Consider the following 25,364-nt stretch of genomic DNA (forward strand, 5'->3'; position numbering starts at 1 on the left):
GACCGAAACAGCACTTTTGCTGTCATCGCTTAACCCGTCGACATACCACCAGTGATAGCCGTCTGGCGCGACACTGGCGCTGAAATCCGGTCTGCCATCACGGCCTGCGCTGCATGCTGGCCCGACAGGGCTGCCATCGGCACCCCCGCCCCCGGATGCACCCCGCCGCCCGCCAGATACAGCCCTGCCAGCCTGCTGCGTGCCGTCGGTCGCTGGAATGTCGCCATCGTCCCGTTGGGGCTTAGGCCATACAGCGCGCCCTGACTGTGCGGGAACAATGCCGCGAAATCCTGCGGCTGTGTCAGGGTTGCCGTCGTCGCCTCCGGTGTCAGGTGCAGGCCGAAGCGCGCCAGTCGCGCCAATGGATCGCTGAGGCATGGGGGGGGGCCTTTCTGTCCGTCCGCGCCAACAGGGGGCGCATTAAGGATAAGTTGAAACCGTTCCGGCCCGTCGGGCTGGCCGGTTCCGCGATCTTGGGCGCAGGCATATATCGTTGGGTGCTGCGGGCGGTTTCCCTGCGCCAGCGGGCCGAATTCCTGAACGGGGTCCGCGCCGAAAAACACATTGTGATAGGCCAGCGCCGCGCGCCCCAGCCCTTGGCCGCGCACAGTGGCGGCAAAGGTCCAGACATCGGCGGACAGGCTGCGCGGGAAAACCTGTTTCGGTTTGGGACTGCCACGCGCTTGGCCCAGCAGCGCGGGCAGCGCGGCAGGGTCACCGTTGAAAATGACCTGCGTGGCGCGGATCACCGTGCCATCGGCCAGTTGCAGCCCGTCCAGCCTGCCATCCTTTGACAGAATGGACTGCACCCGCATGTCCAGCCGCACCCTGCCACCAAGCTGGTGCAACAGATCACCCAGCCCCTGCGCAAGCTGCGCCATGCCCCCCTGAACCGCCCAGACCCCCGCCGCTTCTGCCTGCCAGATCAGGGCCAGAACTGCGGGCGCCTGCAAGGGGTTGCCGCCGACATAGGTGGCATATCGCCCGAATAACTGCCGCAGATGGGGGCTGGCAAAGCGCCGCATCAGCATGTCTTGCAGCGTCCGGCCCGGCACCAGCCATGGCAGGGTTTGCGGATGGCGCAGCGCCGCGCGCGCGGCAGCAAGGGCGTTAGGGCGTGCCGCATGCATGACAGGGGCCTTGAAGGCCTGAAACAATGTCATGCTTTGGGCCTGAAACGCCCGAAATTCCCGTTCGGCCCGCGACCCGAAGGCAGACGCAATCGCAGCGGCATTCGCGGACGGGCAGGGTGTCAGGTCCAGCCGCGTGCCGTCCGTCCAGAAATGCCGCGCCAGAACGGGCAGTTCAACAAGTGTCAGGTGGTCCTGTAGTCGGGTTCCGGCTGCGGCAAAGACCGCCTCGAATACAGGGCGCATGGTCAGGACGGTTGGTCCTGCATCCACCGGACCGGCGCTGCTGGGCGTGGTGCGGATTTTGCCGCCTGCCCATGAATGCGCATCAAATACGGTAACACGCCGCCCGCGCGCGGCCAGATGAACGGCCGCGACCAGTCCGCCAATGCCGGCACCTACGATAAGAACGGGGTCTTTTTCATGGCTCATGGCGGGAATTCTTGACTCTTTCATCGAAACTGTCCAGTTTAACTTACAGCATGATGTAGAAAATAATTTACAGAAGCGCGCAAAGGGGAACCAAATGGATCTTAGCAGACGGATTGACAAGGCGATGACCGCAGCGGTTGCGCGGGCGCAGGGTGCTGCTGGCAGTCCCGATGTGGTGCCGGGGCGGTTGGCGGCGGCGCTGAACTATGCCGTGACCCCTGGCGGCGCGCGCATCCGGCCGACGATATGTCTGTCGGTGGCGCTGGCGTGTGGCGACGACCGCCCCGATCTTGCAGACCGCGCGGCAGTCGCGCTGGAGTTGATACACTGCGCCAGCCTTGTGCATGATGATTTGCCCGCCTTCGACAATGCCAGCTTCCGGCGGGGCAAGCCGACAGTGCATCTGGCGTTTTCCGAACCGCTGGCCGTGCTGACGGGCGACAGCCTGATTATTGCGGGGTTCGACCTGCTGGGCGGCGCGGCCCCGACCGATGCCGCGCGCGCCTTGCGTCTGGTGCAGTTGCTGGCGCGGCATACGGGCATGCCGCATGGTATTTGCGCGGGGCAGGCATGGGAAAGCGAAGCGAAGGTCGATCTGCGCGCCTATCACCGCGCGAAAACTGCCGCCCTTTTCGTGGCCGCCACACAGATGGGTGCCTTGGCCGCCGGTCACGCGCCGGACCCGTGGGAAGAACTTGGTGCCCGCATAGGCGAGGCGTTTCAGGTGGCCGACGATCTGCGCGATGCCTTGTATGACGAAGCCACGCTGGGCAAACCCGCAGGGCAGGACGCGGCCTATGCGCGACCATCCGCCGTCGAGGAATTGGGCGTGCAGGGGGCAATCAAGCGCCTGCATGACATTCTGGGCGGGGCCATTGCGTCGATTCCGTCCTGCCCCGGCGAGGCGCAACTGGCGAGCCTTGTGCGCGTCTATGCCGAACGTATGACGCCGGTTGCGCCCGTTCGTGCGTGACCTGCCAGCGGGCCGGACTTCCCCGCCCGCGCCGGTCCGGCCTGCGGGCATGCTGAACCGGCTTGCTGCATCCCCGCGATTTCAGGCATTTGCGGCGCGTGTTCCCCTGCTGCGCGGTATCGTGCGGCGCGAAGGGGCGGCGCTGTTTGACCTGATGCAGGGGTTCGTGAACAGCCAGATGCTGGCCGCGCTGGTGGAATTGCGGGTGCTGCATATCCTTGCGGAAGGTGCCGCCACCCCCGATACGCTGGCCGCGCGGCTGAATGTGCCGCCTGACCGCATGGCAGTTCTGTTGCAGGCGGGTGCGGCCATGCGATTGTTGCGGCGCAAAGGCGACAGGTTCCATCTGGCACAGCGCGGCGCGGCCTTTTTGGGGGTTGCGGGGCTGGAAGATATGGTGCGCCATCATGCCGTTCTGTATGGTGATCTGGCCGATCCGGTGGCGTTCATTCGCGGTGAGACCGCGCCCGCGCTGGCGGATTTCTGGCCCTATGTGTTTGGCGCATCCGGTTCCATGGACCCGAATGTATCGGCGCGCTATTCGCGCCTGATGGCGGACAGCCAGACGATTGTAGCGGCCGAAGCGCTGGCGGCGCTGTCCCTGCAAGGGGTGTCGCGATTGCTGGATGTGGGGGGTGGCACGGGCGCGTTCTTGCGCGCGGTGCATGCGCGCTATCCCGCGCTGGAACTGGCGCTGTTCGATTTGCCCGATGTCGTTGCCCTGGCCGATGTGCCGGATCATGTTGCCCGTCACGGCGGGTCATTCCGCAACGATCCGCTGCCGCAGGGGGCAGATGCCATTTCGCTTGTGCGGGTGCTGTATGACCACAGTGACGACACTGTGCGTGCACTGCTGGGCAGAACATATGACGCCTTGCCCGCAGGGGGCAGGGTTCTGGTGGTTGAACCCATGTCAGGCGGAACGCGCCCTGATCCACATACAGATGTGTATTTTTCAGTTTACACAATGGCCATGCAAACGGGCCGAACCCGAAGCGCGCAACAGATCTGCACCCTGCTAAAAGCTGCCGGATTCGCCAATATGAAGGTAGTACGCACGCATAGACCCTTTATTACGGGCGCTATTTCCGCGCAGAAGCTGTAATCTGGGCCTGTCATCTTCCAATTTACTGTCAATAATAATTGACACTCCGTTATGTATCGTTAAGATTACACATAGGGAAGCATGAGTCGATAGCGCGGCAGGTTGCGGCGCGCGCTCACCCCCGGAGGATTTCTGTGCAGACTGATGCCATCATCCTGAATGCCCCCCGCCAGCTGTCGCTGGGTCGCGTGGTGCTGAATGCGGCAGGCCCGCAGGACCTAAGGATTCGCATCACGCATTCCGGTGTTTCAACGGGAACCGAACGTCTGTTCTGGTCCGGTGAAATGCCCCCGTTTCCGGGTATGGGGTATCCGCTTGTTCCGGGTTATGAAGCCACCGGCGTGATCGAGCATGCAGGCCCTGCGACCGGTTTCACGGCGGGCGAGACTGTCTTCGTGCCAGGCGCGAACTGTTTTTCCGGCCCCGATGACAGCGCGGTGTTCGGCTTGTTTGGCGCGGCCGCGCGACACCTTGTGACCGACGCCCGCCGTGTCACCCGCATTGACCCCGCATTGGGTGCCGATGGCGCATTGCTGGCACTGGCGGCGACCGCGCGCCATGCCATGGCCGGACCGAATGCCAGCCTGCCCGATCTGGTGGTCGGGCATGGTGTTCTGGGCCGCCTGGTGGCGCGACTTGTTATTGCCCTTGGCGCGCCAGCCCCGCAGGTCTGGGAGGTGAACCCCGCGCGCCAGTCAGGCGCACAGGGCTATTCCGTGTGCCACCCTGATGATGACAGCCGCCGCGACTATGCCTGCATTCTGGATGCATCGGGCGCGGCAGGTTTGCTGGACCAGTTGATCGGGCGCGTGGCAAAGGGCGGCGAGGTTGTTCTGGCAGGGTTCTACACCACACCGCTGCAATTCACCTTCGTCCCCGCGTTCATGCGCGAACTGCGCCTGCGCGTGGCCGCCGAATGGCAGCCCGAAGACATGATCGCCACATGTGACCTGATCGGGCGCGGCGCGTTGTCGCTGGCCGGTCTGATCACCCATCACGCCACGCCTGACAATGCGCCGCGTGCCTATGAGCAGGCCTTCAGCGACGCTGATTGCCTGAAAATGATACTTGACTGGGAGGCCTGAGATATGACGCTTGATATTCCGAACCTGAAGGATTTTGACAAGCGGCTGCGCGACGAGGCCCATGAAGAGCCGTCGTTGGAAGTCCCGCAAGACCCGCCCAGCAAACACACCCAGATCATTGCGATCTATGGCAAGGGCGGGATTGGCAAGTCCTTCACGCTGGCGAACCTGTCTTGCATGATGGCCGAACAGGGCAAGCGCGTTCTGCTGATCGGGTGCGACCCGAAATCGGACACGACCAGCCTGCTGTTCGGCGGCAAGGCCTGCCCCACAATTATCGAGACCTCGACCCGCAAGAAACTGGCGGGCGAGGAAGTGGCCATTGGCGATGTCTGCTTCAAGCGCAACGGCGTGTTCGCCATGGAACTGGGCGGGCCGGAAGTCGGGCGCGGCTGCGGGGGGCGCGGCATTATCCACGGGTTTGAACTGCTGGAAAAACTGGGCTTCCACGACTGGGACTTCGACTATGTCCTGCTGGATTTCCTGGGCGATGTGGTCTGCGGGGGGTTTGGCCTGCCGATTGCGCGCGACATGGCACAGAAGGTTATTCTGGTGGCCTCGAATGACCTGCAATCACTGTATGTGGCCAATAACGTGTGTTCCGCTGTGGAATATTTCCGCAAGATGGGCGGCAATGTCGGCGTGGCAGGGCTGGTCATCAACAAGGATGACGGCACAGGCGAGGCGGCGGCTTTCGCCAGATCAGTGAATATTCCGGTGCTGGCCGCCATCCCGCAAGATGATGATTTGCGCAAGAAATCCGCAAATTACCAGATTGTCGGCAGTGCAGCCAGCCAGTGGGGATCCCTGTTCGTGGGTCTGGCCGAGGCTGTGGAGCTTGCCCCGCCACTGCGACCCGATCCGCTGGATCAGGACGGTCTGCTGGCACTGTTCGACAGCAAGGACACCGGCGGCGATATCGTTCTGGAACCGGCCACCGACACCGATATGCGCGGCAAGAACGCCGTGGCAAAAGCGTCGCTGGAAGTGGTGTATGACGATGCCTGATGATTTTGCACATATGGAACAGGGGGGCCAGCCCCCCATCGCCTGCGGCGATTCCCCCCGGAGTATTTCGGGCAAGATGAAAGGTGATGATGCGGCAGGGCAGGCGGATGGCATGGGATGTCATGCGCCCATGCAGCAGATGGAAGCGAAAACCCGCGCTGCCGGAAACGGGGCGGTTCTGGACCAGTTTGCCAGGGATTATCCCCGCGGCCCGCATGATAAGCCGGAATCGATGTGCCCGGCATTCGGGTCATTGCGCGTGGGATTGCGCATGCGGCGTGTGGCGACGGTTTTGTCGGGGTCTGCGTGCTGCGTCTATGGGCTGAGTTTCGTCAGCCATTTTTATGGCGCGCGGCGGTCTGTGGGCTATGTGCCGTTCAATTCGGAATCGCTGGTCACGGGCAAGCTGTTTGAAGACATTCGTGATGCCGTTCATGACATGGCGGATCCGGCGCAATATGATGCGATTGTGGTGACGAACCTGTGTGTGCCCACTGCATCGGGTGTGCCGCTGCGGTTGTTGCCCAAGGAAATCAACGGCGTGCGCATTGTGGGCATTGATGTGCCCGGATTTGGTGTGCCCACCCATGCCGAGGCCAAGGACGTTCTGGCCGGTGCGATGCTGAACTATGCCCGTCAGGAGGTTGAGGCGGGCCCCGTGCCTGCGCCCGAAGCAGGCCGTGCGGACCGCCCGACTGTGACGCTTCTGGGCGAGATGTTTCCCGCCGACCCGATGATGATCGGGGCCATGCTGGCGCCCATGGGGCTGGCCGCAGGGCCGGTGGTGCCCTGCCGCGAATGGCGCGAATTATATGCCGCGCTGGATTGTGGGGCGGTGGCGGCAATCCATCCGTTCTATGCAGCGGCGGTGCGTGAATTTCAGGCCGCGGGGCGGCCCGTCATCGGGTCCGCGCCCGTGGGTGTTGACGGAACGCATGACTGGCTGGCCGCGATCGGGGCGGCGTTCAACGTGGCCCCCGACCGTATTGCGGCGGCGCAAAATGCCTTCGTGCCCGCGGTGCGCGCCGCATTGGCGGGGGCGCCCATCAAGGGACGGATCACGCTGTCAGGCTATGAGGGGTCTGAACTGCTGGTGGCGCGCCTGCTGGTCGAAAGCGGCGCTGATCTGGCCTATGTGGGCACCGCCTGTGCGGCGTCGAAATGGTCGGCGGCAGACCGTGACTGGCTGGAATCGCGCGGGGTGGTTGTGAAATTCCGCGCGTCGCTGGCCGATGATCTGGCCGCAGTGGACGGGCTGGAACCCGATCTGGCCATTGGCACCACGCCTGTGGTGCAGCATGCCAAGCAAAAGGGCATTCCCTCGCTGTATTTCACCAACCTGATTTCCGCGCGCCCCCTTATGGGACCGGCTGGTGCGGGCAGCTTGGGCGAGGTGGTGAATGCCGCGATCAACGGCAAGGCCCGCATGGACACGATGCGCGATTTCTTCGACGGGGTGGGGGAAGGTGACACTGCGGGTATCTGGGAGGGTAGCCCGAATCTGCGCCCTGATTTCCGTGCACAGCACCAGAAAAAACTGGACAAGGCCGCGCGCGCCGCCAAAGCACAGGAGATGATCTGATGCTTGTTCAGGATCATGATCGCGCGGGCGGGTATTGGGGGGCGGTCTATGCCTTCTGCGCCGTCAAGGGATTGCAGGTTGTCATTGATGGCCCCGTAGGTTGTGAAAACCTGCCTGTGACGTCAGTTTTGCATTACACCGATGCCCTGCCGCCGCATGAATTGCCCATCGTCGTCACCGGACTGGGCGAGGATGAAATGTCATCGGGCACCGAGGAATCGATGGCGCGGGCATGGAAAACGCTCGACCCTGCCTTGCCTGCGGTTGTGGTGACAGGGTCAATCGCGGAAATGATTGGCGGGGGGGTGACGCCCCAAGGCACGAATATCCAGCGGTTCCTGCCCCGCACCATTGACGAGGATCAATGGGAAGCGGCCGACCGCGCCATGACATGGCTGTTCACCGAATTCGGCCAGACCAAGGGCCGAATGCCGCCGGAGAAGAAGCGCGAGGAGGGCGCGCGCCCGCGCGTCAATATCCTTGGGCCGATGTATGGCACCTTCAATATGCCGTCCGATCTGGCTGAAATACGGCGTCTGGTCGAAGGGATCGGCGCCGAGGTCAACATGGTCATGCCATTGGGCACCCATCTGGCGGATATGCGCAATCTGGTGAATGCCGACGTCAATATCGTGATGTATCGCGAATTCGGGCGCGGATTGGCCGAATGCCTTGGCAAACCCTATTTGCAAGCGCCCATTGGCATGGACTCGACCACGAAATTCCTGCGCCGTCTGGGGGAATTGCTGGAGCTGGATGCAGAGCCGTTTATCGCGCGCGAAAAGCACTCGACGCTGAAACCGGTCTGGGATCTGTGGCGTTCAGTCACGCAGGATTTCTTTGCAACGGCCAGTTTCGCGGTTGTGGCGTCCGAAACCTATACGCGCGGTTTGCGCAAATATCTGGAAGAAGACCTTGGCCTGCCCTGTGCCTTCGCGGTGGCGCGTATTCGCGGCACCAAGACCGACAACGACCGTGTGCGTGCCCTGCTGGGTGAAAAGCGCCCCTTGGTGGTGTTCGGGTCGATCAACGAAAAAATGTATCTGGCCGAGTTGAAGGCCGGACACGGGCCGGCGCCTGCGTTCATTCCCGCCAGTTTTCCCGGTGCGGCCATCCGGCGGCATACCGGCACGCCCATGATGGGCTATGCGGGCGCGACCTATGTGCTGCAAGAAGTGTGCAACGGGCTGTTTGACGCGCTGTTCCATATTCTGCCGCTGGGCAGCCAGATGGACGCTGCCGCAGCCACCCCCACCACATTGCGCCGCGATCTGCCCTGGTCCGCCGAGGCCAAGGCCGAACTGGACCGCATCGTGGCCCAACACCCCATTCTGACCCGTATTTCTGCCGCGCGCAGCCTGCGTGACGCCATAGAGGCCGCGGCACTGGACCGCGGGGCAGATGAAATCGACAGCGAATTGGTTGCGGCGCTACGCCCAGACCTGACCCGCGCGTGACCACAGGAGGAAAGACCATGGCCGATTACACCGTGAATGCCCCCAGACCCCGCAACGAGCGAGCGCGGAACTGGGAATACAGGCTTTATTTCAGCGTGATCTTTGCTTTGGCGCTGGTAACGGGTCTGCTGACCTGGAGCTGGCGGGGCGTGACCACCGGCAAATTGCCGCGCCTTGGCCCGGTGGGCCGCGCGCTGGCCGATGCGCATGTGATCGCGCCGATCGTATTCCGCAGCTAACGCGGCTGCGCGAGCGTTATTCCCGTGGGCCAGGGCCTGCGGGATTGGGGCACCCCGTTTCGGGGGTACCATCCCGGCCGCAGGGTGTGCGGTGCCAGTCTTATGATCCGGAGGATACTATGGCTGAAAGAACTGACCTGTCGTTTACAGGTCTTACCGACGAGCAGGCCCAGGAACTGCACTCGGTCTATATGAGCGGGCTTTGGCTGTTTTCAGCCGTTGCCATCGTCGCTCATTTGGCCGTGTTCATCTGGCGCCCGTGGTTCTGAGGGGATTAGAAAATGAGCAAGTTTTACAAAATCTGGCTGATCTTCGATCCGCGCCGCGTTTTCGTGGCACAGGGCGTGTTCCTGTTTCTTCTGGCCGCGATGATCCATTTGGTGCTGCTGTCTAGCGATGGCTACAACTGGTTCCAGATCGCAGCCGAGAAATACGGCCGCTAAGACGCGTTTTTGCGTCCCGACTGTGGGCGGCGTGGCACACCGTGCCGCCCGCAGCCATCCATTCAACCATGACGGCCTTGACGGCCGCCGAGCCTAGCGGAGGGAAGCATGGCGCTGCTAAGCTTCGAGCGCAAATACCGTGTGCCAGGCGGCACGCTGGTCGGCGGGAATTTGTTCGACTTCTGGGTCGGGCCGTTCTACGTCGGTTTTTTCGGGGTAACGACGGTCTTTTTCGCCGTGCTCGGAACGCTCTTGATTTTTTGGGGGGCGGTGCTGCAAGGCACATGGAACCCCTGGCTGATTTCAATTAATCCCCCACCCCTGTCCTATGGGTTGGGTCCGGCACCGCTGCTTGAAGGCGGGCTTTGGCAGATTGTCACCATCTGCGCGATCGGGGCGTTCGTGTCCTGGGCGCTGCGCGAGGTGGAGATCTGCAAGAAACTGGGCATGGGCTATCATGTGCCCTTTGCCTTCGGTGTGGCGATCTTTGCATACATCACGCTGGTGGTCATCCGCCCTGTGCTGATGGGGGCCTGGGGGCATGCGTTCCCCTATGGCATCTGGACCCATCTGGATTGGGTGTCGAATGTTGGCTACACCTACGGCAATTTCCACTACAATCCGGCGCATATGATCGCGGTGACCTTCTTCTTCACCACGACACTGGCGCTGGCGCTGCATGGCGCGCTGGTTCTGTCTGCCGCCAACCCCAAGAAGGGCGAGATCATGAAAACGCCCGACCATGAGGATACGTTTTTCCGCGATCTGATCGGCTATTCGGTGGGCACATTGGGCATTCACCGTCTGGGCCTGCTGCTGGCGCTGAATGCGGGGTTCTGGTCGGCGGTCTGTATCGTGATTTCGGGAACCATCTGGTTTGACCAGTGGGTCTTCTGGTGGGACTGGTGGCTTGACCTGCCCTGGTGGCGCGATATCGCAGGAGGCGTCAATGGCTGAGTATCAGAACATTTTCACACAGGTTCAAGTGCGGGCCGCCCCTGAAATGGGCATGGTCGAAGGCGTCGAGCTGGAAAACCGCACCAAATCCGCCAGCTTCTCCAACCTTGCGGGTTGGTTTGGCAACGCCCAGATCGGGCCTGTCTATCTGGGGGCTATGGGTGTTCTTAGCCTTGTGTCCGGCCTGACATGGTTTGTTATGGTGGGTATGTGGTATTGGTATCAGGCAGGGTTCAACCCGGCTGTGTTCATGCGCGACCTGTTCTGGTTCTCGCTGGACCCGCCGGGGCCGGAATACGGGTTGCGCATGCCACCCATGGCCGAAGGCGGCTATTTCCTGATTGCCTCTTTCTTTTTGCTGATTTCGGTCATGTCGTGGTGGGTGCGCACATGGCTGCGCGCCGAGGCGCTGGGCATGGGCAAACATGTGGCATGGGCGTTTGCCAGCGCCATCTGGCTGTTTCTGGTGCTGGGCCTGTTCCGTCCCATCCTGATGGGGTCGTGGTCCGAGGCTGTGCCTTATGGCATCTTCTCGCATCTGGACTGGACCAACCTGTTCAGCCTGCGTTACGGCAATCTGTTCTATAACCCGTTCCATGCGCTGTCGATTGTGTTCCTGTATGGGTCGGCATTGTTGTTTGCCATGCACGGGGCCACCATTCTGGCCGTCAGCCGTTTCGGCGGCGACCGTGAGCTGGAACAGATCGTTGACCGTGGCACGGCATCTGAACGGGCGGCCCTGTTCTGGCGCTGGACCATGGGGTTCAATGCCACAATGGAGGGGATTCACCGTTGGGCATGGTGGTTTGCGGTTCTGTGCACATTAACAGGCGGTATCGGGATTCTGTTGACGGGCACTGTCGTCGATAACTGGGCCATCTGGGCCGAGGATCGCGGCTATCGTCCCACCTATTAAGGAGCATTGATATGGCTGAACACGACTATATCCAGCAAACCCCGTCCGAGCGTATTCGCAACTGGATCTTGTATGAAATGCTGCGCGGCGCGGGGTATGCGGCCACGGTGCTGGTGGGGATCGGGCTTATCATTGCGCTGATCTATATCGTCAGCCTGTTCCTGCCCGAAGAAAGCAAGAACGCGCCCCCGCCAATGCCATTCAGCCAGCTGCACGCGCCGCTTGATGCGCCTGTCGTCCGGGTCTGATTGCAAAAACAGGGGCGGGCCGCGCGTTGCGGCCTGCCCACCACAAGGTTCGGACCAGATAGCCGGTCCGGATTCGGGCATGTGACGCCCGGTTCCCTTTCCTGTTGGCAACAGGAAACTGGTGCCGTGCGGGCCTTGCCCCACGGCACCTTTTTTCACGCTTAGGCCCAAGCCATGATCTGGGCAGGGAGGGACGCAATGCGCGGCAGTGAACTTTACGGTATCGACACCCCGCATCTGGACCGTATCGGCGGACCTGCCGATCTGCGGGATCTGACCGATGCGGAACTGAATGAATTATGCGACGAGTTGCGCCGCGAAACCATTGAAGTGGTCAGCCGGACAGGCGGGCATCTGGGGTCGTCGCTGGGGGTGGTGGAACTGACCGTTGCGCTGCATGCGGTGTTTCGCGCGCCCTTTGACAAACTGGTCTGGGATGTCAGCCATCAATGCTATCCGCATAAAATCCTGACGGGCAGGCGCGCGGAAATGGGCACGCTGCGCCAGCAGGACGGGTTGTCGGGCTTTACCAAACGCAGTGAATCCGCCTTTGACCCGTTTGGCGCGGCGCATAGTTCGACCAGCATTTCTGCCGCCCTTGGTTTCACCATCGGGCGTGATATGGGCCAGCCTACGGGCGATGCGATTGCCGTGATCGGCGACGGGTCCATCACTGCGGGCATGGCCTATGAGGCGCTGAACAATGCAGGCAGCGAAGGGCGGCGGCTGTTTGTCATTCTGAACGATAATGACATGTCGATTGCGCCCCCTGTCGGCGCGATGAACAGTTACCTGAACCAGTTGAACGGCCAGTCGAATGGCCAACCTGCAACCCTTCGGGACATTGCACAGGGGTTCATGGCGGCCCTTCCCGAACCCTTGCGCGAACAGGCACAACGCGCCCGCGCGCTTGCCGCAGGCGGGCCACCTGATGCGACTATGTTTGAACATCTGGGGTTCACCTATATCGGCCCGATTGACGGCCATTCCCTGCCGGACCTGCTGGCCACACTGCGCATGGCGCGCGACCGCGCCGAAGGGCCGGTTCTGATTCATGTGCGCACCATCAAGGGCAAGGGGTATGCCCCCGCCGAAGGGGCCGCGTGCAAATATCATGGCGTGGCGAAATTCGACGTGGCATCGGGCCAGCAGGCCAAGGCCAGCGCGAACGCCCCCAGCTATACTGCCGTTTTCGGGCGCACGCTGGCGGATGAAGCCGCGCGCGATCCGCTGCTTGTGGCGGTAACTGCGGCCATGCCCAACGGCACCGGCGTCGATATCATGGCGCAACGTTTTGCGCGGCGCGTGTTTGACGTGGGTATCGCAGAACAGCATGCCGTGACATTTGCCGCCGGAATGGCGGCCAGCGGGTTGCGCCCGTTCTGCGCGATCTATTCCACCTTCCTGCAACGCGGCTATGACCAGATTGTGCATGATGTCGCGCTTCAGGGCCTGCCGGTGCGGTTTGCGATTGACCGCGCGGGGCTGGTGGGGGCCGATGGCGCGACCCATGCGGGCAGTTTTGACGTGGCCTTCATGGCCAACCTGCCCGGAATGGTGGTGATGGCCGCCGCGGATGAGGCCGAACTGATGCATATGGTGGCCACAGCCGCCAGACATGATGACGGCCCCATCGCCTTCCGGTTCCCGCGCGGCAACGGCACAGGGGCGGAACTGCCCGAACGTGGGGCCGTGCTGGAAATTGGCAAGGGCCGCATTGTCACCGAAGGCACGCGGCTGGCCTTGCTGTCCTTTGGCGCGCATCTGGCCGAAGTGCAGCTGGCTGTTGAGGCATTGGCCGCGCGCGGCATCAGCTGCACTGTTGCGGATGCACGTTTTGCCAAACCGCTGGATACCGGCCTGATTGACCAGTTGTCGCGCCACCACGAAGCGCTGATCACTATCGAGCAGGGCGCGCAAGGCGGGTTCGGCGCGCAGGTGCTGCATTATCTGGCCAATTCCGGCGGGCTGTCGCGGGGCTGCAACATTCGCACAATCACCCTGCCGGACCGTTTCATCCATCAGGCCAGTCCGGCGGCCATGTATCAGGACGCCGCCATGTCCGCGCATGATATCGAAGGGGTGGCGCTTGACTGCCTTGGCGTGTCGTCCCTGCGCCGAAGCGCCAGCGCATAGCGCTGCGGCCCTATAGCGGCAGGTCGCGCTGGTCGGCGATTTTTTCCATGGTGATGTAGGATGTCACCGCATCCAGATCCAGCCGGTCGATCAGGCGTTGATAGACGCGGTCGAAATCATTCATATCCTCGGCCACAACCTTCAGCATATAGTCGTAATCGCCCGCGATGCGGTAAAAATCTATGACATTGGGAATGGCCGTCACGGTGCGGCGAAACAGTTTCAGCCACTCGCCGGAATGGTGGCGCGTGCGGATCATGACAAACACCGTCAGCCCCAGCCCCAGTTTGACAGGGTCCAGCCGCAGCGATTGCCCGTCAATAATGCCCGCATTGCGCATGGCTTGCAGCCTGCGCCAGCAGGCATTTTGCGACATGCCCACGGTTTCGGCCAATGCGCGCTGCGACAAGGTCGGGTCCGATTGCAGTGCGCGCAGGATATTGCGGTCCATCTGATCTAATGAATGGGTCATTTTGGTTGAGTCTGACAACATAATACCCCTTTTTGTCGTGCATTTAGTGTCACATGAACGCTGTTTCGCCCGCTAGGCTGTGAATGTCAATTTCGCAGCAGCAAAAGGACCATATGCCATGACCCCCAGCGACACCCCCCTTGCCGGATTTGCGGCCCAGCTTGACCGCCCCGACCTGCTGGACTGGTTGCGCGGCGGATTGATTGGCGAAGGGGTGCCTGTGCCCGGCCCGTTTGGCGCGCATCCCCTGATTTACGCCGACTATGTCGCCTCTGGCCGCGCGCTGGAACAGGTCGAGCGTTTTGTGATGACCGAGGTGCTGCCCTATTATGCCAACAGCCACACCGAAGCATCGTTTTGCGGCGCGGCCATGACCCGGATGCGGCGCGCGGCCCGCGCAAGCATTGCGCGCATGACGGGGGCGGATGATACGCATGCGGTTATTTTTGCAGGGTCGGGCGCAACGGCGGGGATAAACCGTCTGGTGCATCTGCTGGGGGTGCCGCAGGTGCTGGCGGATGGCGCGCGCGCGGTTGTGTTCATCGGCCCGTATGAGCATCATTCAAACATTCTGCCATGGCGCGAAAGCGGGGCCGAGGTCGTGGAAATTCCCGAAGCCCCGACAGGCGGGCCGGATATGGACGCGCTGGCCCGCGCGCTGGCTGATACACGCGGTGCCGCGCTGCGCATCGGGGCATTTTCGGCGGCGTCCAATGTCACGGGCATCATCACGAATGTCGATGCCGTCACCCGCCTGCTGCGTGCCCATGATGTGCGCAGTGTGTGGGATTATGCAGGCGCAGGGCCATATCTGCCCATCGACATGCAGGCAGGGGGGGAGTGCGCCAAGGATGCAGTGGTCATTTCCCCGCATAAGTTTCTGGGCGGGCCGGGGGCGTCGGGCGTGCTGATTGTCCGCAAGGGGGCGGTGGGGCCACGCAGATCGCCCGTTATGCCCGGCGGGGGCACAGTGCGGTTTGTATCCCCTTGGGGCCATGTCTATGCCGAGGGGCTGGAGGCGCGAGAGGAAGCGGGCACCCCGAATGTGATCGGTGACATTCGCGCGGCACTGGCGTTCATGGTCAAACACGCCATCGGGCGCAATGTCATGGATGCCCGCCATGCAGCACTTGACGCGCGTGCGCGCGCGGTCTGGGACCACAATCCGCGTCTGGAATTGCTGGGCATGGACAAGGGCGCGCGCCTGCCGATCTTTTCGTTTCGCATTCGTGACGGGCAGGGCGGATATGTCCACCACCAGTTATTTACCCGTATGCTAAGTGATTGCTATGGCATTCAGGCGCGCGGCGGGTGTGCCTGTGCGGGGCCATATGCGCATCGTTTGCTGGATATCGACGCGCGCCAGTCGCAAGATATGCTGACAGCCATTCACGCAGGCAATGAAATGGCCAAACCGGGTTGGGTGCGGCTGAATTTCAGCGTCCTGATGACAGACGCCAAGGCAGATTGCATCATTGCCGCGGTGGATGAACTGGCGCGTATGCCGCACCCGATGCAGGATGCCTATGACGCGGATATATCCACGGCACGGTTTTCGCCGCAGGGGGCGGTCAGGGTCGCCTAAAGCGTGTTGCGCAAAACCGGTTCCCGCTTTTGCGTACCGTGCTAGATATCCTTCATCAGGCGCAGGGCATCGTATATTGCGGCATGGGTGTTGCGCGCGCTGACCGCATCGCCGATGCGGAACAGTTGGAACGCACCATCGGGGTTGCGCGAAATGGTCTGCGGCTGGCCCGACACCAGCGCGTCGTGATCCACGGCGCCTGCATTCGATGACAGGGGTTTCAGTGCAAAATACAGATCATCCAGCGGCATTGTCCCGTAATTGACCACCACCTGATCATAATGCTGATGCGTGGTAAAATCGCTGTAATCCGTGCCGATGGTGGCGCGCAGGCGGTTGCCATCGCGGACCACATCCAGCAGGCGGCGGGTCACGGTGAAGGTCACGTCCTTGTCTTGCAGCGCGCGCATATAAGGCACAAGGTTCATGCCCATGATATCGGGCGCGAAAGTGCGGTCGGGGGTCATCACCTCGACCCGAGCGCCCGCACCTGCGGCAATTTCAGCCGCCATCAGGCCCGGATGATCACCGGATTCGTCATAGACCAGCACGCGGCCCGCGGGTTTCACATCGCCCGCGATCATGTCCCATGCGCTGATCACATGCGGGTTTTCCGTGCCCGCCTCGAACAGTTCCAGATTGGGCAGCCCGCCGGTGGCAATGATGACAACATCAGGGGCCAGTGCCGTGACATCCTGTTCCTCTGCAAAGGTGTTGAAATGAAACACCACATCGTGTGCGGCGCATTGGGCCATGCGCCAGTCAATGATGCCCGCCATCTCGCGGCGGCGGGGGTGCTGCGCCGTCAGCCGGATTTGTCCGCCGGGGTCGGGCTGGGCCTCGAACACCACGACGTCATGCCCGCGCGCGGCAGCCACGCGCGCGGCCTCCAGACCGGCGGGGCCAGCGCCGACCACCACCACCTTCTTGCGCGCGGGGGCAGGCATAATGTCATGCGGCATGGTCAATTCGCGGCCCGTGGCGGCGTTGTGGATGCACAGCGCCTCGCCCGCCTGATAGATCCGGTCCAGACAATAGGTTGCCCCCACACAGGGGCGAATATCATCTTCGCGCCCGTCGCGGATTTTCTGCACGATATGCGGGTCGGCCATATGCGCGCGGGTCATGCCCACCATATCCAGCAACCCCGCCGCCACAGCATGGCGCGCGGTCGCCACGTCAGGAATGCGCGCGGCGTGAAAGGTGGGCATGCCGGTGGCCTGTTTGACCGCGCCCGCGAAATCCAGATGTGGGGCGGATTTCATGCCCTGCACCGGAATCACATCGGTCATGGCGGGGTCGGTATGAATGCGCCCCCTGACCACATTCAGGAAATCCACCATGCCGCATTCGGCCAGCTTGCGCGAAATCTCCAGCCCTTCGGTGGCATTGATCCCGCCCTTCGCGGCCTCGTCTGCGGTATAGCGCACGCCCACAATAAACCCGTCACCTACGCGCGCACGAATGCCATGCAAAACATCCATCAGAAGCTGCATTCGGGATGTCAGGCTCTCGCCGCCATAAGGGCCATCCAGATCATTGGTCAGCGGTGACCAGAACTGGTCCAGCAAATGGCCGTAAACCTGCAATTCCACCCCGTCCATGCCGCCCGCCTGCATCCGTTCGGTGGCATCCGCGAAATCGGATATGATGCGTTCTATGTCCCAATCCTCGGCCAGTTTGGGAAAGGCACGATGCGCCGGTTCGCGGTGGCGGCTTGACGATACCGAGGGCAGCCAGTCGCCCTTGTTCCAGCCGGTGCGCCGCCCCAGATGGGTCAGCTGGATCATGACTGCGCAGCCATGGTCATGGCAGGCATCGGTCAGGGCGCGGATATGGGGCACCACCTCGTCGCGCCACGCAAGGATATTGTTGAACACGGGCGGGCTGTCGCGCGACACCGCCGCAGACCCCGCCGTCATGGCCAGCGCCACACCGGCCTTGGCCCGCTCGGCATGATAGGCCACATAGCGCGCTTTTGGCATGCCATCTTCGGGATAGGCGGGTTCATGCGCCGTGGTCATGATACGGTTGCGCAGGGTCAGGTGCTTAAGGCGGTAGGGTTGCAAAAGCGGATCGTTGGACATGGTTCCCCCCATTAAGCAATTTCAGAAAAAGTTGACTGTTTTTTCCGGTTCGAAATTGCGCCGCAAAACAGCTAGCGCCGATAGGCGTCAATACCACGCATCAGGCGTCGCGGCCTTTTTGCGCAGGATATAGTCTTTCAGCGCGGCATCAATGGCGGGGTCGATGGGGGGCGGTTCATACTGTGCCAGCGTGTCCTTCCAGCGCTGGTTGGCGCGGGTGGCCGCGTCAATGCTGCCGGTTTCGGACCATGTTTCATAGGTGCGGTCGTCATTGAACCCGCTGTCCCAATACGCGGTCTGGTAATGGCGCAAGGTGTGGTCCGTTCCGAACAAATGCTCGCCCGGGCCGAACTGGGCCAGCGCATCAAATGCCAGCGTGTCGTCATTCACATCCAGCCCCGCCATATAGGAATGCAGCGCGCCGCACATATCCATATCCATGACCATTTTTTCATAGGACATGGACAGCAACCCGTCCACAAACCCCGCCGCATGCAGGATGTAATTCGCGCCACCCTGAACCGCCGACATCATCGACATCATGCCTTGTTGCAGGGCCTGCCCGTCCGGCGCCTTGGAGGTGCTGAAATTGCCTGCGCAGCGCAACGGCAGGTTCAGTCGCCGCGCCAGTTGCCCCATGACCAGCGACCCAAGCGCGGGTTCAGGCGTGCCGAATGTGGGCGATCCGGTGCGCAATGACATGGATGACAGGAATGATCCCAGCACCACCGGCGCGCCGGGTCGCACCAGTTGCGCCAGTGCACAAGATGCCATGGATTCCGCCAGACATTGCGCAACCGCGCCCGCCATGGTCAGCGGGGACACAGCGCCGCCCAGCAGGAACGGCAGGTGGATGGTGCCCTGACCCGCTTGCGCATAAGTGCGAATGCCCGCTGTTGTCACCCCGTCCAGAACCAGCGGTGATGTGGTGTTGAAATTGCCCATGATGACGCAGTTGCGGTCCACGAAATCCGGCCCGAACAGGATGCGGCACATTTCGATACTGTCGGCGGCGCGGTCCGGCGCGGTGATCGACCCAAGGAACGCGCGGTCGGAATAGCGTATATGCGCATAGACCATGTCCAGATGCCGTTTGTTCACGGGTATATCAGTGGGTTCGCAAATCGTGCCGCCGGAATGGTGCAACCATGGCGACGATTGCGCCAGTTTTATCAGGTTCTCGAAATCCGCAATCGTCCCGTAGCGCCGCCCGTTGTCCATATCCATCACGAAAGGCGACCCATAGGCGGGCGCAAACACCATTGCAGTCCCGCCGATTTCGACAGTGTTGGCAGGGTTGCGCGCGTGTTGGGTGAACTGCGCGGGCGCGGTTTTCAGAACCTCGCGCAGCAGGCCCGGCGCGAAGCGGATGCGCCATGTTTCCCCCGACACATGCGTAACCTGTGCACCGGCGGCGCGATATAGCTGCATCGCCTGAACATCGTCGCGCAACTCGATCCCGATTTCGGCCAGAATGCGGTCTGCCGTGTCCTCGATGCGGGTCAGACCCTCATCACCCAACAGGTCATATGTCGGGATGCGGCGGGTGATATAGGGCGTGCGCAGATGCAGGTTCTGGCCCGGTGTTGCGCTGCGCGGGGTTCGTGACGGGTTCCGGCGCGGCCTGCGGGCGGGCGGGGATGACAGTTCCAGCATGGGGTGGTGTCCTTTCGGGGCGGGCGCGGTGCTGCCAGGTTCCCGCGTTGTGCGCGATGGCGCAATTCCGAATTGATTCACCCTGCATTAGCTGTAGTAATTCAAATGCCGGATTTTATGATGCATTCGGCAGAGTATTTGCATTCTGCATGAGGTCCCCTTGCCCAAGCGCCCCTATGACCTGCCGCCGATGAATGCGCTTGTGGCCTTTGACGCGGCCGCCCGCCATGTCAGTTTCAAGGCAGCCGCGCGTGAATTGAATGTGACGCCAGCGGCCATAAGCCATCAGGTCAAGGCGCTGGAACAGGAATTGCAGTGCGCGTTGTTTCTGCGCCATCATCGCGGCGTTGCGCTAACGGAAACCGGCGCCTATTTGCGCGTCGCGCTTCAGACCGGATTCGAGGCGATGGGCGATGCGGTTGCGCAACTGAAGCGCCGGTCCAGTACCAGCGCCGTCACAATCGGGGTGACGACAGCGGTAAGTTCACTGTGGCTGACACCCAAGCTGGCGCAGTTCTGGAAATCGCATGGTGATATTTCGGTGGCCCAGATTGTCGATGATACGGGCGTTGCGCCCGCGGGCTGCGACCTTAACATTTCATATGGTATACCCGCACGCGGCACGGCGCAAAGCAGCGTCCTGTTGCATGACCGGATCATGGCGCTGGCCAGCCCGCGTTTTGCGGCCGCCCATCCTGTTGCGGGGCTGGATGATCTTGCGCGCCTGCCGTTGATCCAGTTCCAGTCGAATGTCGCGGGCTGGACCGACTGGCAGGACTGGTTGCGCGCGCTTGGCCATAACGGGCCGGTCAGGAACAGCCACAGGGTGAATAACTATGTCATCGCGCTTCAGGCCGCATGTGACGATATGGGTGCGGTTCTGGGTTGGGTGGGCCTGACGAAAACCTATCTGGAGTCGGGCCAGCTTGTGCCCTTGTTGCCCGATCAGGTGGAACCGCAAGAGGATTTTCTGATAACCCTGCACAGGCATGCGTCACCGCGTTCGCGGCTGGTCCATGACTGGTTGCTGGGGGCCGGACAGGACGGGCGCTGGCCTGAAACCAACAAGATATAACACGCCCGTGCTTGAACGATGGTCCCGCGCTGGATAGGGTTTGCCCCTTGTGCAATGGCAGGTCTGGTCCGGAAGATGAAATTACTTGATGTGCAACACCCGTTTTTTCGGCCGCTTTGGCGCAGAATCGTCATTACCGTGCTGTGCCTTGGCTGGGCGGTGTTTGAATTCGTCACCGCAAGCCCGTTTTTCGGTGTCCTGTTCGGGGCAATCGGCCTGTATTGCGTATATCAGTTCTTCTTTGCCTTTGATCCGAAAGAGCCGCAATAGCCCCCAAATCAAGCGCATACAGGGCTGATTCCCGTCAATCCCCCCCCGTTTGTGGCACGGTTTGTCGCAGTCGCCGAAGGGTGACGTTGCGTTAGCTTTCGGGCCGGAATGCCGCCCATTTGCGCGGAGAACCGCGCATTTTGCCCGCATGAACGCCAAAAAGCGCATTTGGCAGACATGTTTTCAGTCTTGCGGGCGGGGTATTTCGCCCATCACGACCGGCGCACGGATAATGCGCTTGATTCCCTAATGGATATTAGCCATTTTTTTGGGGGAAGGCGCATCTTGTGCGTGTTTCAACATTTCTTATCGCCACTTTAACGCGAACTGGACGACGATTGCAGCCTATTCCCACTCCGACGATTTTTGACAATAGCAGGTATTTCGGGTGGTTGATGAACGGCCTTAGTGCCGCATTGATGACACGGCGCAGCCTGACATTTGAAGTGATGTTCGGCGCGCTGGCTGTCATATTGGCCACCGGGCTGCGCTTCGCGCTGGATGATGTCCTGCCGTCCGGCTTCCCGTTCCTGACCTTTTTTCCGGCAGTCATGTTGTCGCTGGTCTTTGCGTCCATCCGCTGCGGTATATCGGTGGCTGTGGTCTGTGGCGTTATTGCGTGGATATGGTTCATCGCGCCCTTCGGGTCGTTCAGCATAACAAGCGGCGCTTTGCTGGCTATCGGGTTTTATGTGTTGATCACGACAACGGATGTGCTGTTCATCACAGCGGCGGTCTGGGCCTTGCAGGAACTGTCGCTAGCGCGCGAGAAGGCGAATGCCGTTGCGCAATCCAGAACGCTGATGTTCTCGGAGTTGCAGCACCGCGTTTCAAACAATCTGGCGACTGTCGCGGCGTTGCTGCGGCTTCAGACCTCGCAGACCAAAGACGCCGGCGCGCGGCGGGCATTATCGGCATCGCAGGCGCGGATCACGTCGATTTCGCGGTTGCAACGGCGTTTGCATTCGGTTGACGTGCAGGCCGTTGATGCGGGCGAATACCTGCGCGAAGTGCTGCAAGACACCCTTGAGGTTGCGAAGGAAGCAGCGCCTGTCACCTTGCGGTTCAATGCGGCCCCCTTGCGCATTCTGAATGACGCGGCAGTGCCCTTGGGCCTGATCGCCAGCGAGTTGATGATGAACTCCATGGAACATGGGGCCGCGCAGGACGGCAAGGCCGTGGTCGATGTCACCCTGAAGGTGGACCCGACAGATGAGGCGGGCCAGATCCCTGCCACGCTGGAAATGCGTGACAACGGGCGGGGGCTGCCGGACGGGTTCGATCTGGATGCGTCCGACAGTCTGGGCCTGACCGTGGCGCGGCAGTTCGCGAAGGCACTGGATGGCGAATTGACACTGACCCGCGCCAGCGGCGGGGGAACCCTTGCAAAGCTGCACTTCACCGTGCCACCATGTGACGCAAGTGCCCCACCCGAGGCCGTGGATGCGGACAGTCTGGCCCAGCAGGGCATGATGCAGCGCATTGCCTGACGGAAGGTGCGGGCGCATATGTAACAGGCAGGCGCAGATATGCTGGACAAGCTGGAAATGTTCATTGCCGTTGCGCGCGAAGGGCATTTTGGCCGTGCTGCCGCCAGTCTGGGCATTACGCAGCCGTCCCTGTCCAACGGGATCAAGCATCTGGAAGAACAGCTTGGCGTGCAGCTTGTCTTTCGCGGGTCGCGCTTTGGTGGGCTGACGCCCGAAGGGCAGGCAGCGCTGGTCTGGGCGCGGCGCATTGTCGGCGACAGCCGCCAGCTGAAGGAAGAAATGCGCTTCAAGCGGCACGGGCTGGCAGGGCAGTTGCGCATTGCTGTCATTCCGACCGCCCTGACATGGGCCGCGCGGCTGGCGGCCAGTTTCAGCGAAAAGCACCCGAATGTGCGCCTGACCATCCTGTCGCGCACCTCGATCGAGATATTGTCGATGCTGGACAATCTGGATGTGGATGCAGGAATTTCATATCTGGACAATGAACCCATGGGGCGTGTCAGCACCGAAGCGCTGTATGAAGAACGCTATCTGCTGGTCTGCGCGGCCACATCGCGTTTCGCTGCGCGTGATGCGGTGGGGTGGGACGAATTGCAGGGCGAACGGTTGTGCCTGTTGACGCCCGACATGCAGAACCGCAGGATCATCAACCGCAACTTCGCCGATGCCAATGTCACCCCCGAAACATGGGTCGAGGCGAATTCGACTGTGGTCTTGATGGCGATGGTGGCCGAAGGGGGCTGGATGACGGTCATGCCCGAAGACAGTGCGCGGTTTCTGGCCAGTGGCAAGGCGGTCTGCACGATCCCCCTGCGCGGGGCGGCGGCCCCGCATGTCGTGGGTCTGGTCGCGCCATGGCGCGAACCCCACACGCCGGTTCTGGAAGCGCTGCTGCGCGAGGCCCGCCAGCTCTCGACGGTTGATTGATAGCTTTTAGCTATCAATCAACCGATATCGAATATTGATTTCGTATGATTAGACTGGTCTAATCTGGCAAACACCTAACGAGGCCAGCCATGACACTTTCCGCGCCAGCCCCCGATCTTGATGACATGCGCGCCATTATTGCGCAGCATTCCCATCTTGAAGGCCCGCTTTTGCCCATATTACACGCGCTTCAGGATGCATTCGGGCATGTCCCCGAATCTGCCAGCCCGTTGATTACCGAAGCGCTGAACATTTCGCGGGCGGAATTGCACGGTGTCATCAGTTTTTACCATGATTTCCGCGAAAACCCCGCCGGTCGGCATGTTCTGAAAATCTGCCGTGCCGAGGCCTGTCAGGCGGTGGGCGGTGATGCGCTGGCCGAAGCGACCCTGCGCAAGCTGGGCATTGACTGGCATGGCACAACCGCAAACGGTGCCGTCACAGTGGAGCCGGTCTATTGTCTGGGGCTGTGCGCCTGCGGACCAGCCGCGATGCTGGATGACAAGGTTATGGGCCGCGTTGACGGCATGAAACTGGACAAACTGCTGGCAGGGGTGGGCGCATGAAGATCTACGTTCCCGCAGATAGTGCAGCACTGGCGCTGGGCGCCAATGACATTGCGGATGCGATCACACAACAGGCGCGCGCGCGCGGGCTGACGGTCGAGTTGGTGCGCAATGGCACCCGCGGCATGATCTGGCTGGAGCCGCTGGTCGAGGTTGAGGTGGATGGCGTGCGCCACGGCTTTGGTCCTGCCACCCCCGATGATGCGGACGCAATCCTTGATGGCACCAGCGCCAAGGCGCTTGGCCCTGTGGACAAGCTGGACTGGATGCAGCGCCAGACCCGCCTGACCTTCGCGCGGTGCGGCGTCATCGATCCGCTGTCACTGGAGGATTATCAGGCGCATGGCGGTCTTGCGGGGCTAAGGCGCGCCATCGCCATGAGCAGCGCCGATATCGTTGATGAAGTCACAAAATCCGGCCTGCGCGGACGCGGTGGTGCGGGCTTTCCCACTGGTATCAAGTGGAACACCGTGCGGCAGGCGCAGGCCGCACAGAAATACATCATCTGCAACGCGGATGAGGGCGACAGCGGCACATTTGCCGACCGTATGATCATGGAAGGCGACCCCTTCACCCTGATCGAGGGGATGATCATAGCGGGTCTGGGCGTGGATGCCACGCGCGGCTATGTCTATCTGCGGTCGGAATACCCTGATGCGATTGCAGTGATGACCCGCGCGGTGGAAATTGCGCGCGCAGCGGGCGTTCTGGGGGCGGATGTGCTGGGATCTGGGCGCGCATTCGATCTGGAAATCCGCAAAGGGGCCGGTGCCTATGTCTGCGGTGAAGAAACCAGCTTGCTGAATTCACTGGAAGGCAAGCGCGGTGTGGTGCGCGCCAAACCGCCCCTTCCGGCGCTGGAAGGGTTTCTGGGCCAGCCCACTGTGGTCAATAACGTGATTTCGCTGGCCACAGTGCCGGTGATTTTTGAAAAAGGCGCGCAGTTCTATGCCGATTTCGGCCTTGGGCGGTCGCGCGGCACAGTGACGCTGCAAATCGCGGGTAATGTGGCGCGCGGGGGGCTGTTTGAAACGGCCTTCGGCATGTCGCTGGGGGCTGTGGTCAATGATATTGCGGGCGGCACTGCCAGCGGACGACCCGTCAAGGCGGTGCAGGTCGGCGGCCCCTTGGGGGCCTATATGCCAGTGTCGAAATTCGACACCGCGCTGGGGTACGAGGAATTCGATGCCGCAGGCGGGTTGATCGGACATGCCGGACTGGTGGTGTTTGACGACAGCGCCGACATGCTGTGCATGGCGCGGTTCGCCATGGAATTCTGCGCGGTGGAATCCTGCGGGAAATGCACGCCCTGCCGCATTGGCGCGGTGCGCGGAGTGGAAACCATTGACCGGATCGCGGCAGGGGACGGTGCGGCCATTCCGCTGCTGACCGACCTGTGCGAGACGATGAAGGACGGATCGCTTTGCGCGCTGGGAGGGTTCACGCCGTTTCCGGTAATGTCGGCACTGACGCATTTTCCCGATGATTTCGCGCGTGTGAAGGAGGCTGCAGAATGATGTCGGCC

General features: G+C 61.8%; 24 protein-coding genes. 20 read left to right on the top strand and 4 right to left on the bottom strand.

The window, feature by feature from the left end; genetic code table 11:
• Nucleotides 1-29: 29 nt before the first annotated feature.
• Entirely contained in the window at nucleotides 30-1,586 is a 1,557-nt protein-coding gene (gene crtD, locus ACTIE1_RS10335) for a 1-hydroxycarotenoid 3,4-desaturase CrtD (protein WP_439562611.1), read from the bottom strand.
• Nucleotides 1,587-1,656: 70 nt separating this feature from the next.
• Here crtD and ACTIE1_RS10340 point away from each other — a divergent pair, with 70 nt between their 5' ends.
• The 13 genes from ACTIE1_RS10340 (at nucleotide 1,657) to dxs (ending at nucleotide 13,711) form a co-directional block, all read left to right on the top strand.
• Nucleotides 1,657-2,535, top strand: a complete 879-nt coding sequence (locus ACTIE1_RS10340; protein WP_439562612.1) for a polyprenyl synthetase family protein — start codon at nucleotides 1,657-1,659, stop codon at nucleotides 2,533-2,535.
• Nucleotides 2,536-2,584: 49 nt separating this feature from the next.
• Nucleotides 2,585-3,640 carry a methyltransferase gene (locus ACTIE1_RS10345; RefSeq protein WP_439562643.1) on the top strand — a complete coding sequence of 352 codons (1,056 nt, stop codon included), beginning with the start codon at nucleotides 2,585-2,587 and terminating at the stop codon, nucleotides 3,638-3,640.
• 134 nt (nucleotides 3,641-3,774) lie between these two features.
• Nucleotides 3,775-4,725, top strand: coding sequence for a chlorophyll synthesis pathway protein BchC (bchC, locus tag ACTIE1_RS10350; RefSeq protein ID WP_439563370.1), 951 nt, complete (start codon nucleotides 3,775-3,777; stop codon nucleotides 4,723-4,725).
• A gap of 3 nt (nucleotides 4,726-4,728) precedes the next feature.
• Nucleotides 4,729-5,733 carry a chlorophyllide a reductase iron protein subunit X gene (locus ACTIE1_RS10355; RefSeq protein WP_439562614.1) on the top strand — a complete coding sequence of 335 codons (1,005 nt, stop codon included), beginning with the start codon at nucleotides 4,729-4,731 and terminating at the stop codon, nucleotides 5,731-5,733.
• Nucleotides 5,734-5,845: 112 nt separating this feature from the next.
• The gene (gene bchY / locus ACTIE1_RS10360; protein WP_439562644.1) at nucleotides 5,846-7,315 is read left to right on the top strand and encodes a chlorophyllide a reductase subunit Y; all 1,470 of its coding nucleotides are present in this window, start codon (nucleotides 5,846-5,848) and stop codon (nucleotides 7,313-7,315) included.
• The gene (gene bchZ / locus ACTIE1_RS10365; protein ID WP_439562615.1) at nucleotides 7,315-8,772 is read left to right on the top strand and encodes a chlorophyllide a reductase subunit Z; all 1,458 of its coding nucleotides are present in this window, start codon (nucleotides 7,315-7,317) and stop codon (nucleotides 8,770-8,772) included. Before bchY ends, bchZ begins: the two co-directional genes overlap by 1 nt.
• 17 nt (nucleotides 8,773-8,789) lie before the next feature.
• The gene (pufQ, locus tag ACTIE1_RS10370; protein ID WP_439562616.1) at nucleotides 8,790-9,011 is read left to right on the top strand and encodes a cytochrome PufQ; all 222 of its coding nucleotides are present in this window, start codon (nucleotides 8,790-8,792) and stop codon (nucleotides 9,009-9,011) included.
• 119 nt (nucleotides 9,012-9,130) lie between these two features.
• Complete coding sequence (pufB, locus tag ACTIE1_RS10375; protein ID WP_209425017.1) at nucleotides 9,131-9,280, top strand: light-harvesting antenna LH1, beta subunit; 150 nt, start codon at nucleotides 9,131-9,133, stop codon at nucleotides 9,278-9,280.
• A 12-nt stretch (nucleotides 9,281-9,292) separates the two neighbouring features.
• On the top strand, nucleotides 9,293-9,454 hold the full coding sequence (gene pufA, locus ACTIE1_RS10380) for a light-harvesting antenna LH1, alpha subunit (RefSeq protein ID WP_439562617.1): 162 nt from the start codon (nucleotides 9,293-9,295) through the stop codon (nucleotides 9,452-9,454).
• A gap of 108 nt (nucleotides 9,455-9,562) precedes the next feature.
• The gene (gene pufL, locus ACTIE1_RS10385; RefSeq protein WP_439562618.1) at nucleotides 9,563-10,411 is read left to right on the top strand and encodes a photosynthetic reaction center subunit L; all 849 of its coding nucleotides are present in this window, start codon (nucleotides 9,563-9,565) and stop codon (nucleotides 10,409-10,411) included.
• The gene (gene pufM / locus ACTIE1_RS10390; protein WP_439562619.1) at nucleotides 10,404-11,327 is read left to right on the top strand and encodes a photosynthetic reaction center subunit M; all 924 of its coding nucleotides are present in this window, start codon (nucleotides 10,404-10,406) and stop codon (nucleotides 11,325-11,327) included. The genes pufL and pufM overlap by 8 nt, the downstream gene beginning before the upstream one ends.
• Nucleotides 11,328-11,338: 11 nt before the next feature.
• A complete protein-coding gene (pufX, locus tag ACTIE1_RS10395) occupies nucleotides 11,339-11,575 on the top strand; it encodes an RC-LH1 core complex protein PufX (RefSeq protein ID WP_439562620.1) in 237 nt (78 codons plus the stop codon).
• A 198-nt stretch (nucleotides 11,576-11,773) separates the two neighbouring features.
• Nucleotides 11,774-13,711: a 1-deoxy-D-xylulose-5-phosphate synthase gene (gene dxs / locus ACTIE1_RS10400; protein WP_439562621.1), complete on the top strand. Its 1,938-nt coding sequence runs from the start codon at nucleotides 11,774-11,776 to the stop codon at nucleotides 13,709-13,711.
• A 10-nt stretch (nucleotides 13,712-13,721) separates the two neighbouring features.
• Here dxs and ACTIE1_RS10405 read toward each other — a convergent pair whose 3' ends face one another.
• Nucleotides 13,722-14,183, bottom strand: coding sequence for an Lrp/AsnC family transcriptional regulator (locus tag ACTIE1_RS10405; protein WP_439562622.1), 462 nt, complete (start codon nucleotides 14,181-14,183; stop codon nucleotides 13,722-13,724).
• A 118-nt stretch (nucleotides 14,184-14,301) separates the two neighbouring features.
• On the opposite strand from ACTIE1_RS10405, the gene ACTIE1_RS10410 reads away from it, so the two are divergent.
• Nucleotides 14,302-15,768: an aminotransferase class V-fold PLP-dependent enzyme gene (locus ACTIE1_RS10410; protein ID WP_439562623.1), complete on the top strand. Its 1,467-nt coding sequence runs from the start codon at nucleotides 14,302-14,304 to the stop codon at nucleotides 15,766-15,768.
• A gap of 41 nt (nucleotides 15,769-15,809) precedes the next feature.
• Here ACTIE1_RS10410 and ACTIE1_RS10415 read toward each other — a convergent pair whose 3' ends face one another.
• Both ACTIE1_RS10415 and ACTIE1_RS10420 read right to left on the bottom strand, forming a co-directional pair.
• Nucleotides 15,810-17,855 (bottom strand): FAD-dependent oxidoreductase, encoded by a 2,046-nt coding sequence (locus ACTIE1_RS10415; RefSeq protein WP_439562624.1) that lies wholly within the window; start codon nucleotides 17,853-17,855, stop codon nucleotides 15,810-15,812.
• A gap of 87 nt (nucleotides 17,856-17,942) precedes the next feature.
• Complete coding sequence (locus ACTIE1_RS10420) at nucleotides 17,943-19,511, bottom strand: trimethylamine methyltransferase family protein (RefSeq protein WP_439562625.1); 1,569 nt, start codon at nucleotides 19,509-19,511, stop codon at nucleotides 17,943-17,945.
• A 160-nt stretch (nucleotides 19,512-19,671) separates the two neighbouring features.
• Here ACTIE1_RS10420 and ACTIE1_RS10425 point away from each other — a divergent pair, with 160 nt between their 5' ends.
• The 6 genes from ACTIE1_RS10425 to ACTIE1_RS10450 all read left to right on the top strand — a co-directional run bounded on the left by ACTIE1_RS10425 (nucleotide 19,672) and on the right by ACTIE1_RS10450 (nucleotide 25,356).
• Nucleotides 19,672-20,586: a LysR substrate-binding domain-containing protein gene (locus ACTIE1_RS10425; protein WP_439562626.1), complete on the top strand. Its 915-nt coding sequence runs from the start codon at nucleotides 19,672-19,674 to the stop codon at nucleotides 20,584-20,586.
• A 75-nt stretch (nucleotides 20,587-20,661) separates the two neighbouring features.
• On the top strand, nucleotides 20,662-20,856 hold the full coding sequence (locus ACTIE1_RS10430; RefSeq protein ID WP_439562627.1) for a hypothetical protein: 195 nt from the start codon (nucleotides 20,662-20,664) through the stop codon (nucleotides 20,854-20,856).
• 395 nt (nucleotides 20,857-21,251) lie between these two features.
• Nucleotides 21,252-22,346, top strand: a complete 1,095-nt coding sequence (locus tag ACTIE1_RS10435) for a sensor histidine kinase (RefSeq protein ID WP_439562628.1) — start codon at nucleotides 21,252-21,254, stop codon at nucleotides 22,344-22,346.
• A 39-nt stretch (nucleotides 22,347-22,385) separates the two neighbouring features.
• Nucleotides 22,386-23,273, top strand: a complete 888-nt coding sequence (locus tag ACTIE1_RS10440) for a LysR family transcriptional regulator (RefSeq protein WP_439562629.1) — start codon at nucleotides 22,386-22,388, stop codon at nucleotides 23,271-23,273.
• 89 nt (nucleotides 23,274-23,362) lie between these two features.
• Nucleotides 23,363-23,839 (top strand): formate dehydrogenase subunit gamma, encoded by a 477-nt coding sequence (locus ACTIE1_RS10445; protein WP_439562630.1) that lies wholly within the window; start codon nucleotides 23,363-23,365, stop codon nucleotides 23,837-23,839.
• Nucleotides 23,836-25,356 carry a formate dehydrogenase beta subunit gene (locus tag ACTIE1_RS10450; protein ID WP_439563371.1) on the top strand — a complete coding sequence of 507 codons (1,521 nt, stop codon included), beginning with the start codon at nucleotides 23,836-23,838 and terminating at the stop codon, nucleotides 25,354-25,356. Before ACTIE1_RS10445 ends, ACTIE1_RS10450 begins: the two co-directional genes overlap by 4 nt.
• Nucleotides 25,357-25,364 lie beyond the last annotated feature (8 nt).

The organism is Roseinatronobacter sp. (assembly GCF_051859525.1).
In the GTDB taxonomy this organism is placed as follows: Bacteria; Pseudomonadota; Alphaproteobacteria; order Rhodobacterales; family Rhodobacteraceae; genus Roseinatronobacter.